Annotated in this window: 15 protein-coding genes; 8 read left to right on the forward strand and 7 right to left on the reverse strand. The window is 63.5% G+C overall.

Annotated features, from left to right (window positions below):
- Nucleotides 1–178: 178 nt before the first annotated feature.
- From accD to argE, 4 genes are all read right to left on the reverse strand, one after another.
- Nucleotides 179–1,054: an acetyl-CoA carboxylase, carboxyltransferase subunit beta gene (accD, locus tag CVS48_RS28390; RefSeq protein WP_100857337.1), complete on the reverse strand. Its 876-nt coding sequence runs from the start codon at nt 1,052–1,054 to the stop codon at nt 179–181.
- Nucleotides 1,055–1,090: 36 nt separating this feature from the next.
- A complete protein-coding gene (gene trpA / locus CVS48_RS28395) occupies nt 1,091–1,954 on the reverse strand; it encodes a tryptophan synthase subunit alpha (protein ID WP_100857338.1) in 864 nt (287 codons plus the stop codon).
- A gap of 4 nt (nt 1,955–1,958) precedes the next feature.
- Complete coding sequence (gene trpB, locus CVS48_RS28400) at nt 1,959–3,158, reverse strand: tryptophan synthase subunit beta (protein ID WP_100857896.1); 1,200 nt, start codon at nt 3,156–3,158, stop codon at nt 1,959–1,961.
- A gap of 127 nt (nt 3,159–3,285) precedes the next feature.
- Nucleotides 3,286–4,437, reverse strand: coding sequence for an acetylornithine deacetylase (argE, locus tag CVS48_RS28405; RefSeq protein ID WP_100857339.1), 1,152 nt, complete (start codon nt 4,435–4,437; stop codon nt 3,286–3,288).
- A gap of 134 nt (nt 4,438–4,571) precedes the next feature.
- On the opposite strand from argE, the gene CVS48_RS28410 reads away from it, so the two are divergent.
- Nucleotides 4,572–5,885 carry an MFS transporter gene (locus CVS48_RS28410; RefSeq protein WP_100857340.1) on the forward strand — a complete coding sequence of 438 codons (1,314 nt, stop codon included), beginning with the start codon at nt 4,572–4,574 and terminating at the stop codon, nt 5,883–5,885.
- A 66-nt stretch (nt 5,886–5,951) separates the two neighbouring features.
- Here CVS48_RS28410 and CVS48_RS28415 read toward each other — a convergent pair whose 3' ends face one another.
- The gene (locus CVS48_RS28415) at nt 5,952–8,276 is read right to left on the reverse strand and encodes a RelA/SpoT family protein (RefSeq protein WP_100857341.1); all 2,325 of its coding nucleotides are present in this window, start codon (nt 8,274–8,276) and stop codon (nt 5,952–5,954) included.
- 104 nt (nt 8,277–8,380) lie between these two features.
- Here CVS48_RS28415 and CVS48_RS28420 point away from each other — a divergent pair, with 104 nt between their 5' ends.
- Both CVS48_RS28420 and CVS48_RS28425 read left to right on the forward strand, forming a co-directional pair.
- Entirely contained in the window at nt 8,381–9,214 is an 834-nt protein-coding gene (locus tag CVS48_RS28420) for a M90 family metallopeptidase (RefSeq protein ID WP_100857342.1), read from the forward strand.
- On the forward strand, nt 9,211–9,720 hold the full coding sequence (locus CVS48_RS28425) for an NAD(P)H-dependent oxidoreductase (RefSeq protein ID WP_100857343.1): 510 nt from the start codon (nt 9,211–9,213) through the stop codon (nt 9,718–9,720). The genes CVS48_RS28420 and CVS48_RS28425 overlap by 4 nt, the downstream gene beginning before the upstream one ends.
- 106 nt (nt 9,721–9,826) lie before the next feature.
- On the opposite strand, the gene CVS48_RS28430 is transcribed toward CVS48_RS28425, so the two are convergent.
- A complete protein-coding gene (locus CVS48_RS28430) occupies nt 9,827–10,177 on the reverse strand; it encodes a RidA family protein (protein WP_006218017.1) in 351 nt (116 codons plus the stop codon).
- 72 nt (nt 10,178–10,249) lie between these two features.
- Entirely contained in the window at nt 10,250–11,458 is a 1,209-nt protein-coding gene (pncB, locus tag CVS48_RS28435; RefSeq protein WP_100857897.1) for a nicotinate phosphoribosyltransferase, read from the reverse strand.
- A gap of 123 nt (nt 11,459–11,581) precedes the next feature.
- On the opposite strand from pncB, the gene fdxA reads away from it, so the two are divergent.
- The 5 genes from fdxA (at nt 11,582) to nth (ending at nt 15,829) form a co-directional block, all read left to right on the forward strand.
- A complete protein-coding gene (fdxA, locus tag CVS48_RS28440) occupies nt 11,582–11,905 on the forward strand; it encodes a ferredoxin FdxA (RefSeq protein ID WP_013392198.1) in 324 nt (107 codons plus the stop codon).
- A gap of 49 nt (nt 11,906–11,954) precedes the next feature.
- Nucleotides 11,955–12,755, forward strand: a complete 801-nt coding sequence (locus CVS48_RS28445) for a ferredoxin--NADP reductase (protein ID WP_100857344.1) — start codon at nt 11,955–11,957, stop codon at nt 12,753–12,755.
- A 212-nt stretch (nt 12,756–12,967) separates the two neighbouring features.
- Nucleotides 12,968–14,194 (forward strand): polyhydroxyalkanoate depolymerase, encoded by a 1,227-nt coding sequence (locus CVS48_RS28450; protein ID WP_100857345.1) that lies wholly within the window; start codon nt 12,968–12,970, stop codon nt 14,192–14,194.
- A 190-nt stretch (nt 14,195–14,384) separates the two neighbouring features.
- On the forward strand, nt 14,385–15,197 hold the full coding sequence (gene rsxB, locus CVS48_RS28455) for an electron transport complex subunit RsxB (protein WP_279629477.1): 813 nt from the start codon (nt 14,385–14,387) through the stop codon (nt 15,195–15,197).
- A complete protein-coding gene (nth, locus tag CVS48_RS28460; RefSeq protein ID WP_100857347.1) occupies nt 15,194–15,829 on the forward strand; it encodes an endonuclease III in 636 nt (211 codons plus the stop codon). Before rsxB ends, nth begins: the two co-directional genes overlap by 4 nt.
- Nucleotides 15,830–16,191: the final 362 nt, after the last annotated feature.

Raw genomic sequence — 16,191 nt, forward strand, 5'->3', positions numbered from 1 at the left:
TAATCGTGGTGGAAAACACTGTTCCGAAAAGCGCAGTCACAATCGAAACGAGATCCGGTAAGCCGCGTCACAAACCCCACGCCCCGCTGAATGAAAATGCCGTCGCAAGCTACGCTGACGACGGCATTTTTTATTGCACTGGGGCTGGCACGCTTGCAAACGACACGTGCGCGGCGGATCAGGCCGTCACGACATCTGCCGGCTGATTCGTCAGCAAGGCGAGCAAGCGCGCGATTTCCTCGCGCAGTTGGCGGCGATCAACCACCATATCAATCGCACCCTTTTGCAGCAGGAACTCCGAACGCTGGAAGCCTTCGGGCAGTTTCTCGCGCACCGTCTGCTCGATCACGCGCGGGCCGGCAAAGCCGATCAGCGCCTTGGGCTCGGCAATAACGACATCGCCCATGAAGGCGAAGCTGGCCGATACGCCGCCCATGGTGGGGTCAGTCAGCACGCTGATGAACGGCAAGCCGGCCGCCGACAGGCGGGTCAGCATGGCATTCGTCTTGGCCATCTGCATCAGCGACAGCAGGCTCTCCTGCATGCGCGCGCCACCGGAAGCGGCCACGCAGATGAACGACGTTTTGTTGTCCAGGGCAGCCTGGGCGCCACGCGCGAAGCGTTCGCCCACGACCGAACCCATCGACCCGCCCATGAACTCGAATTCGAAGCAGGCCAGGGTGGCCGGCACGCCGCGAATGGAACCGCTCATGACCACCAGCGCGTCGGACTCACCGGTTTGCTTGACGGCCTCTTGCAGGCGCTCGGGATACTTGCGGGTGTCCTTGAACTTCAGCGTATCCACGGACCGCGTGTTCTGGCCAATTTCAACCCGGCCTTCCATATCCAGCAGTGAATCGATGCGGGCGCGGGCGCCAATACGCATGTGGTGATCGCACTTGGGGCACACGTGCAGGTTGGCGGCCAGGTCTTCGCTGTACAGCACCGATTCGCACGACGGGCATTTCACCCACAGGCCTTCCGGGACGCGGCGGGCGCCGCTGTCGCTGTTTTTATTGATGCGAGGAGGCAGGAGTTTTTCGATCCAGCTCATTGATTTTTCATCCCGTTAGAGGTCGCGCACGGCCGCTCAGGCCGACGCGCCGTCTCGTTTTACTTGATCCAGCGCTTGCCGGATGGTGCGCAGCCAGCCGCTGGCGGCGGTGACTGCGGCGTTGGTTTGCTGGGCAGCCGGGGCGTCCGCCACCGCCTGCTCCATCGTTTCAATCAGTTTGCTGCCAATGACCACCGCGTCGGCCACGCGCGCCACGCGCTGGGCGCTTTCAGCGTCGCGGATGCCGAAGCCCACGCCGACGGGAATGCTGCCCATGTGGCGGCGAATGACGGCCACGCGCTCGGCGACGTCGTCGGTATTCAAGGAGCCCGCGCCCGTGACGCCCTTGAGCGACACGTAATACACATAGCCGCGCGCCACTTGCGCCACCGCCTTGATCCGATCCTCGGTTGAGGTGGGGGCCAAGAGAAAAATCGGGGCAATGCCGTGCGCGCCCAGCGTAGCCGCGAATTCGATGACTTCTTCCGGCGGATAGTCCACGACCAGCACGCCATCCACGCCCGCGCGTTCGGCGTTGGCGGCGAATTCGGACTGGCCCATGCGTTCGATGGGATTGGCGTAGCCCATCAACACCACCGGGGTTTCGGTATCACGCTGACGGAATTCGGCCACCAGTTCCAACACGCGGGCAAGACCCACGCCTTGGGCAATGGCGCGATCGGCCGCGCGTTGGATCACGGGGCCATCGGCCATGGGGTCAGAGAACGGCACCCCCAGTTCGAGGACGTCGGCGCCGGCTTCGACCAGCGCGTGCATCAGGGCCACCGTGGCGGCGGGCGAAGGATCGCCGGCCGCGATGTAGGGAATCAGCGCCGCTGCACGGCCGGATTCGGCGGTGCGAGCGAAGGCCGCAGCGATACGATCAATGCGAGTTGTCATGTTGTTAGAGCTCGATACCGGCACGTTCGGCGACGGTATGCATGTCTTTGTCGCCGCGGCCCGACAAATTGACCAGGATGACAGCGTCACGCGGCAGCGTGGTGGCCATCTTCACGGCTTGAGCGATGGCGTGCGACGACTCCAGCGCCGGCATGATGCCTTCGATGCGGCAGCAGTCGTGGAAGGCCTTCAAGGCTTCATCGTCGGTGATCCCCGCGTATTCCGCGCGGCCGGAGTCCTTCAGCCAGGCGTGCTCGGGACCAACGCCGGGATAGTCCAGGCCTGCCGAGACGGAATGGGTTTCTTGCACCTGGCCGTCGGCGTTCTGCATGACGTAGGTGCGGTTGCCGTGCAGCACGCCCACTTGGCCCGCCGCCAGCGATGCGGCGTGCTTGCCGCTTTCCATGCCCTCGCCCGCGGCTTCGACGCCGATCAGGCGTACGTTTTCGTAGGGAATATAGGGATGGAAGATGCCCATGGCGTTGGAACCGCCACCCACTGCGGCCACGACATAGTCGGGCTGGCGGCCAATGACTTCGGGCATTTGCGTCAGGCATTCGTTGCCGATGACGGTTTGGAAGTCGCGCACCATGCGGGGATAGGGGTCAGGACCCGCTACCGTGCCGATGATGTAGAACGTGTTTTCGATGTTGGTGACCCAGTCGCGCATGGCTTCGTTCAGCGCGTCTTTCAGGGTGCGCGAACCGGACGTGACGGGTACGACCGTGGCGCCCAGCAGCTTCATGCGATAGACGTTGGACGCCTGGCGGCGGATGTCTTCGCTACCCATGTAGACCACGCATTCCATGCCGTAGCGGGCCGCCACCGTTGCCGTGGCCACGCCGTGCTGGCCGGCGCCGGTTTCGGCGATGACGCGGGGCTTGCCCATGCGCTTGGCCAGCAGCGCCTGGCCGATGCAGTTGTTGACCTTGTGCGCGCCGGTGTGGTTCAGGTCTTCGCGCTTGAACCAGATCTGTGCGCCGCCCAGCATTTCCGACCAGCGGCGGGCGTGGTAGACCGGGCTGGGCCGGCCGACAAAGTGCTTGAGTTCGTAGTTGAACTCTTCCAGGAAGGCGGGATCGACACGGTAATGGTCATAGGCAGCCCGCAGCTCGTCGAGCGCGTGCATCAGCGTTTCCGCCACGAAAACACCGCCATAGGGACCGAAATGGCCCTTGGCATCCGGAAAGTCGTAAGGTTTCACCAAGCATCTCCCCCGGTATCACGGCAAGCCACTGCCGGCCGCAAATCCGGTTTGCAACCCGTCATTTTACCTGACCCGAGCCAAGCCGGGGCCGGAGAACCCGTCCCCGACTTGGCTCGACAAACACTTAGAGCGACTGGCCCAGGCGGCGCAGGAAGGTCTCGCACGACGCCATTTGATCCACCGCCACAAATTCATCGGGCTTGTGGGCCTGTTCGATATGGCCGGGGCCGCAGACCACGGTGGGAATGCCGATGCCCTGGAACAAACCGGCTTCGGTGCCGTAGGCCACCTTGCGGGTGCTGCGGTCTTCAGTCAGCGCGCGCACCAACTGGGTAATGGCGGCTTCTTCCGAGGCTTCCAGCGCTGGCGCGGCAGCGCCCGTTTCAATTTCGATGGTGGCCCCGTCGAATTCGGCCTTCATGCGCGGCAACAGCTCATCGCGCACGTATTTTTCGACTTCTGCCTGGATCTGGTCGGGTTGCATGCCCGGCAGATTGCGGAATTCATAGGTGAATTCACAGAGTTCGGGGATGGTGTTGACCGCAATGCCGCCACGGATCTGGTTGGTGGTCATCGTGGAGAACGGCACGTCGTAGAACTGGTCGTACGGACCATTGGCCTTGAAGCTGTCGGCCAGGTCGCGAATGCGGCAGATCAGGCGGGCGGCGTATTCAATGGCGTTGCAGCCGCGCGGGGTCAGCGACGAGTGCGCCGCCTTGCCGTGCACCTTGCAGCGGAACAGGTTGATGCCCTTGTGCGCCACCACCACCTGCATGCCGGTGGGTTCACCCACCACGCAGCCTTCGGGCCGGATGCCGCGTTCCAGCAGGTCGGCCAGCATGTACGGCGCCCCGGCGCAGCCCACTTCTTCGTCGTACGAGAACGCCAGGTGGATCGGTTTCTTGCGCGGCATGGCCAGGAATTCCGGCACCAGCGCCAGCGAACCGGCGATGAAGCCCTTCATGTCGCAGGCGCCGCGCCCATAGAGCAGCCCGTCTTTTTCAACGAGCTTGAACGGATCCGTGCTCCAGTCCTGGCCATCCACGGGCACCACGTCGGTGTGGCCCGACAGGACGATGCCGCCCTGCTGGCCGCCGTCTTGCCCCGGCAGCGTGGCAAACAGGTTGGCCTTGGTGCGCTCGGGGTTGTGCGACAGCCATGCGTCTACGCCCTGGCCCTTGAGCCAATCGCGAACGGTTTCGATCAGGGCAAGATTGGAATTGCGGCTGGTGGTATCGAAACCGACCAGCGTTTCCAGCCAGGTGCGCGCATTCATGTCACTTCTCTTTTTGGGAAAAACAGAAGTGTAAAGCCGGGAAGCGCCCATGTCTCGGACGGCGCCCGACACTGTTCACGGGTTAAGCGCCTAGAATGTCGCCCGGATTGAAGTCAGCCCCCCAAGGAGAAACCGTGCAGCACAAAGCAGTCCCCACACGCAACATCGTGGCCGCAGTCATAGGCAACGCCCTCGAATGGTATGACTTCCTGGTGTTCGCGTTCATGACGCCGATCATCGCGAAGCTCTTTTTCCCCACCGACCCCAACCTGCCCGGCAGCGAGCTCAATGCCATCCTGATGACGACGGCCATCTTCGGCGTCGGCTTTTTCATGCGCCCGGTGGGCGGCATCATCCTGGGCCTGTACGGCGACAAGAAGGGCCGTAAAGCCGCCATGGTGATGGTGACGTCGCTGATGGCCGTGTCCATTGCGCTGATCACGGTGGCCCCCACCTACCACGCGGCCGGCATCCTGGCCCCCATCTTCATCCTGATCGCGCGCCTGTTGCAGGGCTTTTCGGCGGGCGGGGAATTCGGCACGTCCACGGCGCTGCTGATTGAAATGGCGCCCAACGGCAAGCGCGGCTTCTACGGGTCGTGGCAGATGGCCGGCCAGATGCTGGCCCTGCTGATCGGCGCGGCCTGCGGCACGCTGATCACCGAGTTCTTCACGCAGCAACAGATTGCGGACTGGGCCTGGCGCCTGCCGTTCGCGTTTGGCCTGGTGATTGTTCCCATCGCGATCTATATCCGCCGGAACATCGACGAAACCGAAGTCTTCAAGCAGATGCAGGAAGAAGACCGCCAGGCGGCCGCGCGCGGTGAAGTGAAGCGCCTGAGCCTCGTTCAGATGATCAAGACCCACACCCGCGAAACGATGATTGGCGTGGGCCTGGTCGTGACCGCCACGGTGTCCATCTACATCACCTTCACGTACCTGGTGACGTATTCCACGCAGATCCTGAAGCTGCCGATGAAGGAAACCTTCATGGTGCAGATGGCGGGCGCGGCGCTGATGGTGCTGATGACGCCGTTCATGGGCGCGTGGTCCGACCGTATCGGCCGCCGTCCATTGGTGATCAGTTCGCTGATCGGCTATCTGATCGTGCTGTACCCGCTGTACTACTGGCTGTCGGACGCGCCGTCGATCGGCCGCCTGCTGACGGTGCAGATCGTGGTCTGCTTCTTCGTGTCGGCCTTCTTCGGCGTGTTCAGCACGGTGATGGCGGAATTGTTCCCGGCGCGCGTGCGGTCCGTCGGCCTGTCCCTGGCCTATAACGTAGCCGTGATGATCTTCGGCGGCTTCGCGCAGTTCATCGTGACGTGGCTGATCAAGACCACCGGCTCGCCCATGGCGCCCGCCTACTACGTGATGTTCGGTGTGGCGCTGGGCCTGATTGCGTCGTTCTTCATGCGCGACCGCGCGCACGACAATCTGGACCACTAAAGCCAGCGCACTAAACCTTGCCCCCCTGCGGCCGCCCGGCCCAGGGGTAAGGTTAATCAGCAAGCCCTATCGGCGCGACGCCGACGACACGCCCGCCACTTCGGCCAGCGCATCCAGCGCCCGGGTCAGCGATTCGCCCCCGCGCACTTCCACCGTGAACACCATATGAGCCAGCGACTGCTTGCTTTGCGTGTTCACGCCCACCACGTTCAGGCGCAAGCGCGCGAACACTTCGGACAGGTCGCGCAACAGGCCGGGGCGGTCGTGCGCGCGCACGCTGATATCCACCGGATAGAAGGTGTCTGACGTTTCGCCCCACGCCACGTCGATGACCCGTTCGGGCTCGCGCGCGGCCAGCGCCAGATAGCTATGGCAGTCGCTACGGTGGATGGACACGCCACGGCCACGGGTGACAAAGCCGGCGATGGCATCGGGCGGCGCGGGGCGGCAGCAACGCGCCAACTGCGTCAGCAAAGACCCCACACCCACCACCAGCACACCGCTCTTGCCGCTTTTCTCGGCGCTGCCGGCACTGGCATGGCGCAGCGCCGCGGGTTGCGGTTCAGTGGCCGGCGCCGGCTGCTGAAATACGCTGTCGATCTGGCGCAGGCTGAATTCTTCCTTGGCCGCCGCCACGTATAAGTCATCGGCGCGCGCAAAGCCCAGGTTCTGCGCCAACTGCTCAAGGTTGATCGCGGTCTTGCCCAGGCGTTGCAGTTCTTTTTCCACCAGCGCCTGGCCTTGCGTGATGCGTTGCTGCAATTCAATGGCGTTGAACCACATCCGCACCTTGGCGCGCGCGCGCGGGCTGGCCAGAAACCCCAGTTGGGGATTCAGCCAATCACGCGACGGCCCGCCCGACTTGGCCGAGATGATTTCCACGGTCTGCCCCGTGGACAGATGGGTCTGCAGCGGCACCATCTGCCCATCGACACGCGCGCCCCGGCAGCGGTGCCCCAGGTCGGTATGCAGGTGATAGGCGAAGTCCACCGGCGTGGCGCCGGCGGGAAGCTCGATCACGCGCGCCTGCGGCGTCAGCACGTAGATGCGTTCATCCGTGTGCGGCGGCGGCTTGACCGCATTGCGGTTCTTGCTGGACGCAGGCTTGCCTGAACCAGTCTTGCCGGCGTCGGATTTGCCGGATTCGGATTTGCCAGCGTCGAGTTTGCCGGGTTCTTGCCCCGGCTCGCCGCCGCCTTCGACATCGCTGTTCCAGGCCAGCAACTGCCGCATCCACGCCAACTGGCGGTCATATTCGCTGGACGCGGCAACCTGGCCGCCCTTGGCGCCCGCTTCCTTGTAGCGCCAATGCGCCGCCATGCCGTACTCGGCAAACTGGTGCATCTCGCGCGTGCGGATCTGCACTTCAAAGGGGCGGCCGTCATCGTCCGTCACCACCGTATGCAGCGAGCGATAGCCGTTCGGCTTGGGCCGGGAAATGTAATCGTCGAACTCGTCGGACAGGGGCGTCCACATTTCGTGCACCAGCCCCAGCGCCGTGTAGCAGGCGCGCACATCGTCGACGATGACGCGCAGGGCGCGCAGGTCATACATCTGGGAAAAATCCAGGCGCTTGACGCGCATCTTGTTCCAGATGCTGTAGATGTGCTTGGGCCGGCCGCTGACTTCGGCATCGATGCCGGCCTTGGTCAGCGCCGTTTGCAGGCGGTCGATGGCGCCGGCGATGAAGGCCTCGCGCTCGACTCGCTTTTCTTCCAGCAAGCGGGCGATCTGCTTGTAGCGGTCAGGCTCCAGGAAGCGGAAAGACAGATCTTCCATTTCCCATTTGATTTGCCAGATGCCCAGGCGGTTTGCCAGCGGAGCATACAGGTCCAGCGTTTCGCGGGCGAAGTCGGTCGAGCACGGGGCCTTGCTTTCCGCGTGCCAGCGCAAGGTGCGCAGGCGGGACGCCAGCCGCATCAACACGATGCGCAGGTCGGCCGCCATGGCAAGCAGCATCTTGCGCTGCATTTCCTTTTGCGAACCGGTTTCGGCTTCGGCGTCGCTGGCTTGCCGGGCGACCACGCCCAAGCGCAGCAAGGCGCGGGTGCCTTGCACCAGCCGCGCGACTTCGGCGCCGAACGCCGCCGCGATCGGGTCGTTGCGCAGAGCCGGCGCGGGCGCCATCAGGTCGGTAGGCAAGGCCGCCAGCAACGCAGCGGCGCGTGTGGCGGCGTCGGTATGCAAGGCCGCCAAGATGCGGACGACGCCGGCGCCGTGGCTTGCCAGCGGCTCGCCGGTCAGGGCGTGCTGCCCTTCAAAACGCGGGATGGCCCAGGTAACGGCCTGGTCGATCAAGGCAATGCCGGCAGCGTCCAGACCCGCGCCAACCTCCTGCCGCCAGGAAGCGTCGAAAGGCGAAGGCGCGTCGATAACAGGCGGGACGGACATCACAGGCGTCGTGCGTGGGTAGGTTGATATCCCGACACTCTACACTAGCGTTTGGTTACGCTGAATCCCCCGCCAAATCCGGTATATAGAAGGAACCAAAGCTTATGTTGCGCTGGCTCAAGGGCCGGGGCGCCCGCCCGTCGGCAGTGGCCGAGATGCAAGCCCGCATCTCGCCGCAACTCTGGCGGCAGGTGCTGGATGCCCATCCTTTCCTGGCGGCGCTGAACGCCGACGAAACCGCGCAATTGCTGGCGCGGTCGGCCTGGCTGCTGGCCAGCAAAACCATCAATGGCGCGCACGGCCTTGAGGTCTCGGACTTCATGCGTCTGTCGATCGCGGCCCAGGCCAGCCTGCCCATCCTGAACCTGTCACCCGAGCTGTACGAAGGCTGGGACGAGATCATCGTTTACCCCGCCAGCTTCCGCATTCCGCGCACACGCCAGGACGACGACGGCGTGGTCCACGAATTCATCGAGGACGCGGCGGGTGAAGCCTGGGAAGGTGGCCCTCTGGTGCTGTCCTGGGAAGACACGCAGTTGTCCGAAGGCGGCTTCAACGTGATCATCCATGAATTCGCCCACAAGCTGGACCTGCGTTCGGGCATGGCGGACGGCATGCCGTCGCTGGCCGCCCACCCCGACCTGAAGCCGCAGGTGTGGCGTCGCGTATTGGACGACAGCCTGGACCGCTTCATTGCCGCCCTGGATGCCGTCGAAGCCGCCATCCCGCACGACGTGGACCCCGAAAGCGAAGACGCGGACGCCTGGTACGGCCAACTGCCGCTGGACCCGTATGCCGCCACAGACGAAGCGGAATTCTTCGCCGTCAGCTCCGAGCACTTTTTTGTGGACCCGGCCCCCATGCAGCAAGCCTTGCCCGAATGGCACGCACTGCTGCGGGCGTACTACCGGCAAGACACCTTGGAACGCTACGCATGAAGCAACTGCTGATCGTCTGGCATTCGCGTACGGGCGCCGCGCGGCAGATGGCCGAAGCCGCCGCCCGGGGAGCGTCAGCGGCCGCGGCGCAACTGGAACTGGCCGACGAATTGCGCGTCGTGCTGCACCGCGCGGCCGACGTCGAGGCCGACGCCCTGCTGGCCAGCCAGGGCTATCTGTTCTGCGCACCAGAAAACCTGGCCAGCCTGAGCGGGGAGATGAAAGAGTTTTTCGACCGTAATTACTACGCCGTGCTGGATCGCATCCAGGGGCTGCCTTACGCCTGCGCCATCAGCGCCGGCAGCGACGGCACGGGCGCGGCGCGGCAGCTTGAGCGGATCTGCACCGGCTGGCGGCTGAAGGCGGTAGCGCCCGCCTTGATCGTCAACCTGGGCGCGCAGACGGGCGAGCAGATCTGGGCCGAAAAGGTGGTGCCGCAGGCGGATCTGGCTCGATGCGAGGAACTGGGCGGGCTGTTGGCGGCGACGGTGTTGATGGGGGGCTGACACCGGGAGGCTGACGGCGCGCCAAACCCGGATCGACAATAGTGACCGCGCAAGAAAAAGCCCTTCGGCATGCCGAAGGGCTTTTCGCAAGCGAGCGGAGGTCCGCTTAGATCGCGGCCGTCACGATGATCTCGACCTTGAAGTCGGGATTGGCCAAACGGGCTTCGACGGTGGCGCGCGGGGGCGAATTGCCGTCAGCAACCCAAGCGTCCCAGGCCTTGTTCATGCCGTCGAATTCCTTGATGTTGGCCACGTAGATCTGGGCCATCAGGATCTTGGTCTTGTCGGTGCCGGCTTCAGCCAGCAGGCGGTCGATCGTGGCGAGCACTTGCTCGGTCTGGCCGGTGATGTCCAGCTTGGCGTCGTCCGGCACCTGGCCTGCCAGGTACGCGACACCGTTGTACACGGCCATGTCCGACAGGCGCTTGGCGACGTGGAAGCGCTTGATGCTGCTCATGAATATTCCCCTAGAGTCAAGTTGGTGGGTTGGATCAAAACAAGGAAGCCAGCAATGTACCCCGAGCCGCCCTCAGGCGGGGGGGAGCTGGAACACCTGGCGCAAGTACGCCAGGTAGGCGGGATCGTCGCACATGGTCTTTTCAGGCGCGTCCGACACCTTGGCCACCGGCTGGCCATTGCAGCGGACCATCTTCATGACGATCTGCAGCGGCTCGTGGCCCAGGTCGTTGGTCAGGTTGGTTCCGATGCCGAACGACACCTTGCAGCGCCCGGCGAACTGGCGCGCCAGCTCGATGGCGCGCGGGAACGTCAACGAATCCGAGAACACCAGCGTCTTGGCGCGCGGGTCCACGCGGTTCTTGCGGTAGTGCTCAAGCAGGCGTTCGCCCCAGACGAAGGGGTCGCCGGAATCGTGGCGGGCGCCGTCGAACAGCTTGCAGAAATACATGTCGAAGTCGCGCAGGAAGGCATCCATGCCATACACGTCCGACAGGGCAATGCCCAGGTCGCCACGGTATTCCTTGGCCCAGACTTCCAGCGCGAACACCTGCGAATCGCGCAGGCGCGGGCCCAGCGCCTGGCAGGCTTGCAGGTATTCGTGGCCCATCGTGCCCAGCGGCAGCACTTCGTGCTGCTTGGCCAGCAGCACGTTGCTGGTACCGGCGAAGTGCTCGCCCATCTGCGCCTTCATGGTGGACACCACTTCCTGGTGCCAGACCTTCGAGAAACGACGGCGCGTGCCGTATTCGGCCACGCGGAAATCGGCCAGCGCGGGGTCGTCCAGCACCAGGTGCATCTTGGACTGCAGGCGTTGGCGGCCTTCTTCCCAATCGGGGTTCTTGCGGGTGTTGCGGAAGTAGACCTCGTTGACGATGGCCAGCACCGGGATCTCGAACAGAATCGTGTGCAGCCAGGGGCCTTTCACTTCAATCGAGATCTCACCGGGCGCATCGCCTTCGCTGATGTGGATGCAGCGCTCGGGCAGGTGGAACAAGCCGAGGAAGTCGACGAAGTCGCTTTTGATGAAGCGCAAGCCGCCCAGGTAATCCAGTTCGTCCTGGGTGAAGCGCAACTGGCAAAGCTGGTGCACCTCTTCGCGGATTTCGTCCAGATAGGGGCGCAGGTCGGCCCCAGCGGTGCGGCACTTGTAACGGTACTCGACCTGTGCAGCGGGGAACTGATGCAGTACCACCTGCATCATGCTGAATTTATACAGATCGGTGTCGAGCAGCGAGGTGATTATCATGGTTGCGCGTATCGTTTCGCGACACCATAGCATAGAGCGCGCGGGGTTCAGGGCCATGGGCCACGATGTCAATACGGGTATTACCGGCACATCGGCCGCGCATTGGGTAAAATCCGCCCAACAAGACACAAAAGCCGCCGATCCCGGAGTTCCTGAATGACCCACGTTGTCACCGAAAACTGTATTAAGTGCAAGTACACCGATTGCGTTGATGTGTGCCCGGTGGACTGTTTTCGTGAGGGTCCGAATTTCCTCGTGATCGACCCTGACGAATGCATCGACTGCGCGGTCTGCATCCCGGAATGCCCGGCCAATGCCATCTACGCCGAAGAAGATGTGCCGCAGGACCAGATGAATTTCATCGCCCTGAACGCTGAGCTCTCGCCCGAGTTCGCCAGCATCAGCCGCGCCAAGAAGCCCCTGCCGGACGCCGACGAATGGAACGGCAAGCAGGACAAGCTGCAATACCTGGAAAAATAATCCACGAGAGCCGGCATCCCTTTGGCGGCCGGCCTCGCGCGATGCCCCGATGACCGACGACTCCAAATACACGCGCCAGACCGTAACCCACGTTCATACCTGGGTGCCCGACAAGCTGTTCTCTTTGCGCGTGACGCGCGACGACGGGTATACGTTCCTGCCGGGCCAGTTCGCCCGGGTCGGTTTGCCAAGTGCCGATGATCCCGACGGTCCGCCCACGCTCTGGCGCGCGTATTCGATGGTTTCCGCCCCGCACGAGTCCGGGCTGGAGTTCTATTCCATCGTGGTCCCCGACGGCCTGTTCAGCCCGCGCATGGCGCGGTTGCAACCGGGCGACGCGCTGTACGTCGAAAAAGCCCCCTACGGATTCCTGACCCTTGAGCGCTTCGCGCCGGGCGGCGACCTGTGGCTGCTGGCCTCCGGCACGGGGCTGTCGGCCTATCTTTCCATCCTGCGCGACCCCGCAACCTGGCGCGCCTATCGCCGCATCATCCTGGTGCACGGCGTGCGCACCAAAGCGGAATTGGCCTACCGCGAAGAAATCGAATCCTGGGGCAGGCAGCCGGACCTGGCACCGCTGTTCGCGGCTGATCCGCACAAGCTGGTCTACCTGCCCATCGCCACCCGCGAAGCGCTGCCCGGCATGCCACAGGAACGCCTGACCACCCTGATCGCCGATGGCCGCCTTGAGCAATTGGCCGGGCTGCCGCTGGATCCCGCGCAGGCGAAGGTCATGCTGTGCGGCAACCCCGACATGCTGGCGGATGCTCGCAAGCTGCTGGGCGAACGCGGTTTCAAGCCCGGCCGCCGGGGCATTCCCGGCAACCTGGCGGTGGAAAATTACTGGTGATCCCAGCCTGCCCGGCGTAGTGCATAAATCCTCCGTTTAGTCTCTATGCAGGGCCTGAAAACGCCCTAAACTGGTGCGTAACGAGATGACGGGTCTCTTTTTAGCAACATATTCCCGGTTGTTGTGGCAGTTTCTTTAGGCTGATTGGATATATCTTTAGTCTGCGGCGCAATAATCGGGTCACACGCACGACCCTGAAGGACATCTCCCAAATGCTGTACCAATTGCACGAAATGCAGCGCGCCTTCCTGACTCCGTTCGCTGCATTCACGGATGCCGGTTCTCAGCTGTTCTCCAGCCCCTACAGCCCCCTCGCTTACACCCCGATTTCCCGCCAAATGGCCGCCGGGTATGAGTTGATGACGCGTATCGGCAAGGAATACCAGAAGCCCGCCTGGAATCTGCCCGCCACCGACATCAATGGCAAATCGGTCCGTGTGACCGAAGCCGTTGCGCTGGACAAGCCCTTCTGCCGCCTGGTGCACTTCCACCGCGACGTACGCGGCGCCAACAAGGATGACCCGAAGGTACTGCTGGTTGCGCCGCTTTCCGGCCACCACGCCACCTTGCTGCGCGACACCGTGCGCGCCCTGCTGCCCGCCCATGACGTCTACGTGACGGATTGGGTCGACGCCCGCATGGTGCCCCTGTCCGCCGGACCGTTCCACCTGAACGACTATGTCCGTTACGTGCAGGATTTCATCCGCCACCTGGGTCCGGACGTGCACGTCATTTCGGTTTGCCAGCCCACCGTGCCGGTGCTGGCCGCCGTGTCGCTGATGGCGACCGCCAACGACCCCTGCCAGCCGCGCAGCATGGTGATGATGGGTGGCCCCATCGACCCGCGCCAGTCGCCCACGCAGGTGAATCGCCTGGCCACGACCAAGCCGTATTCCTGGTTTGAAAGCCAGGTGATCCACCCCGTGCCGCCGCGCTATCCGGGCGCCGGCCGCAAGGTGTATCCGGGCTTTCTGCAGCACGCCGGGTTCATGGCCATGAACCCGGACCGCCACATGAAGTCGCATTACGAGTTCTACCTGGATCTGCTGCGTGGCGACGACAGCGACGCCGAAGCGCATCGCCGCTTCTACGACGAATACAACGCCGTGCTGGACATGCCGGCCGAGTTCTATCTGGACACGATCCGCATGGTGTTCCAGGACTTCGCGCTGCCCAGCGGCACGTGGGAAGTCGACGGTCAGACCGTGCGTCCCGCCGATATCAAGCAGGTGGCTCTCTTCACCATTGAAGGCGAGCTGGACGATATTTCGGGCCAGGGCCAGACGCGCGCGGCCATCAAGCTGTGCAAGAACATTCCGGCCGAGCGCAAGTCGCACTACACCGCGCCGAACTGCGGCCATTACGGGATTTTCTCGGGCCGCCGCTGGCGCGAAATGATCTGTCCTAAAATTGCCGAATTCATCCGGCAATCGGCGTAGGCTTAGCCAAGCTCGAAGCCTGCCCCTGATCCTGGTCTTGGGCCTCAAGCGCGCGTAATTCATCAGAGGGGTGGGTGCTGTGGCGGAAGTCGCCACGGCGCCCGCGCGGTTTGACGGGTTGCGCGCGTTGGGCTGTTTGTTGGGTGTGTTGGTGCTGGGGCTAGTGTTGCCTTGGTGCGGGCGCTGCTTGATGGGTTGCGCGCGTTGGGGGATTGGGTTCTTGCCTTGGTGGTGCCGCGCTCCACCCATCCTACGGGTGCCACGCTTCACCTATCCCACGGGTGCCGCGCTTCACCTATACGGTGCCGCGCTTCACCTATACGGTGCCGCGTTTCAGCCATCGTACGTTTTTTATTGCAGATTAATGAAATCTCGTTTGCTAGCGGACCGTGTTGACGCTTTGCTGCCTCAGACGCAATGTACCAAGTGCGGCTATGACGGTTGTCGGCCTTATGCCGAGGCCATCGCGGAAGGCTCGGCGCCCATCAACCGCTGCCCGCCCGGCGGGGATGAGGGCATTGCCGCGCTGTCCGCGCTGTTGCAAACCCCTGCCCTGCCGCTGGATCTTGAGCGTGGCGAACCGGGTCCGCTGCTGGTCGCCCGCATCGATGAATCGCACTGCATCGGCTGTACGCTGTGTATCCAGGCCTGCCCCGTCGATGCCATCGTGGGCGCCAACAAGCACATGCACACCGTGCTTGCCGACTGGTGCACCGGCTGCGACCTGTGCGTGGCGCCCTGTCCCGTGGACTGTATTCAGATGGTGCCCGCCGGACGCGCCTGGAGCGCGCAGGATGCCACCATCAGCCGCCAGCGCCATCGCAACCACCTGGCTCGCGTTGAACGCCTGGCGTCAGATAATGCGCGCCTGATGGCACCAGAAGCGCCCGCCGCCCCCAGCGCCCCGGCAACCGACGACGCGCAAAGCGAAGACCGCAAGCGCTCCGCCATTGAATCCGCGCTGGCTCGCGCCCGGGCCCGCCGCAATCCCACGCAGTCATGAACGCAGCCAAACGCCGTGAAATCTTCGCCCGCCTGCAAGCGGCCAATCCGCACCCAACCACCGAACTGGAATACGACACGCCGTTCCAGTTGCTGATCGCGGTGCTGCTGTCGGCGCAAGCCACCGACAAATCCGTCAACATCGCCACGCGCAAGTTCTTCCCGCAATACGGCACGCCTGAAGCCTTGCTGGCGCTGGGCGAAGAAGGCCTGTCCGATTTCATCAAGACCATCGGGCTGTACCGCACCAAGGCCAAGAACACGATCGCCACCTGTCGGATCTTGCTTGAGCATCATGGCGGCGAAGTCCCGCAAACCCGCGAGGCGCTGGAATCGCTGCCCGGCGTGGGCCGCAAGACGGCCAACGTCGTGCTCAACACCGCGTTCGGCCAACCCACGATGGCGGTGGACACGCACATTTTCCGCGTGTCTAACCGCACCGGTATCGCACCGGGCAAGAACGTGCTGGAAGTTGAAGACAAGCTCGTCAAGTTCGTACCCCGCGAATACATCCAGGATGCGCATCACTGGCTGATTTTGCACGGCCGCTACATCTGTGTGGCACGCACGCCCAAGTGCCCCCAATGCGGGATTTCTGATTTATGCGAATTCAAGCAGAAGACGGCGGCGTGATCTGGGGGTGGGTTGGGTTTTTGGTGAATCGTGGCGGATTCGTGATGGGTCCGTGGTGAATCGTGCTCGTATCGTGGCGGGCTCGTGATGGGTCCGTGGTGAATCGTAGGATGGGTGTAGCGCGCCACGACCTGCACCAAGAACAGTGACGCCGTTCGCGCGAAACCCATCACACGGACGTTGTGCCGTGGCTGAATTTGTTTAGGACTCCACCGCTGCTTGATGGGTTTCGCGCGGCATATATCAGGGTTTTTGTGTAGGGCTCTGCGCGCTTCACCCATCCTACATGCACGGCGCATTGATCGCGCTCACAGCGCTTTTGCTGCAACGCATTGCTTGTCAAAAAGGGTTTTCCCCGCCTT

The organism is Achromobacter spanius, assembly GCF_002812705.1.
Classification (GTDB): domain Bacteria; phylum Pseudomonadota; class Gammaproteobacteria; order Burkholderiales; family Burkholderiaceae_B; genus Achromobacter; species Achromobacter spanius.

Excerpts from the sequence above, each read along its gene's own strand:
- accD (WP_100857337.1), bottom strand. The coding sequence starts at position 1,054 with ATGAGCTGGATCGAAAAACTCCTGCCTCCTCGCATCAATAAAAACAGC.
- trpA (WP_100857338.1), bottom strand. The coding sequence starts at position 1,954 with ATGACAACTCGCATTGATCGTATCGCTGCGGCCTTCGCTCGCACCGCC.
- argE (WP_100857339.1), bottom strand. The coding sequence starts at position 4,437 with ATGAATGCGCGCACCTGGCTGGAAACGCTGGTCGGTTTCGATACCACC.
- CVS48_RS28415 (WP_100857341.1), bottom strand. The coding sequence starts at position 8,276 with ATGTCCGTCCCGCCTGTTATCGACGCGCCTTCGCCTTTCGACGCTTCC.
- CVS48_RS28420 (WP_100857342.1), top strand. The coding sequence starts at position 8,381 with ATGTTGCGCTGGCTCAAGGGCCGGGGCGCCCGCCCGTCGGCAGTGGCC.
- CVS48_RS28425 (WP_100857343.1), top strand. The coding sequence starts at position 9,211 with ATGAAGCAACTGCTGATCGTCTGGCATTCGCGTACGGGCGCCGCGCGG.
- CVS48_RS28430 (WP_006218017.1), bottom strand. The coding sequence starts at position 10,177 with ATGAGCAGCATCAAGCGCTTCCACGTCGCCAAGCGCCTGTCGGACATG.
- pncB (WP_100857897.1), bottom strand. The coding sequence starts at position 11,458 with ATGCTATGGTGTCGCGAAACGATACGCGCAACCATGATAATCACCTCG.
- fdxA (WP_013392198.1), top strand. The coding sequence starts at position 11,582 with ATGACCCACGTTGTCACCGAAAACTGTATTAAGTGCAAGTACACCGAT.
- CVS48_RS28445 (WP_100857344.1), top strand. The coding sequence starts at position 11,955 with ATGACCGACGACTCCAAATACACGCGCCAGACCGTAACCCACGTTCAT.
- CVS48_RS28450 (WP_100857345.1), top strand. The coding sequence starts at position 12,968 with ATGCTGTACCAATTGCACGAAATGCAGCGCGCCTTCCTGACTCCGTTC.
- rsxB (WP_279629477.1), top strand. The coding sequence starts at position 14,385 with ATGGGTTGCGCGCGTTGGGGGATTGGGTTCTTGCCTTGGTGGTGCCGC.
- nth (WP_100857347.1), top strand. The coding sequence starts at position 15,194 with ATGAACGCAGCCAAACGCCGTGAAATCTTCGCCCGCCTGCAAGCGGCC.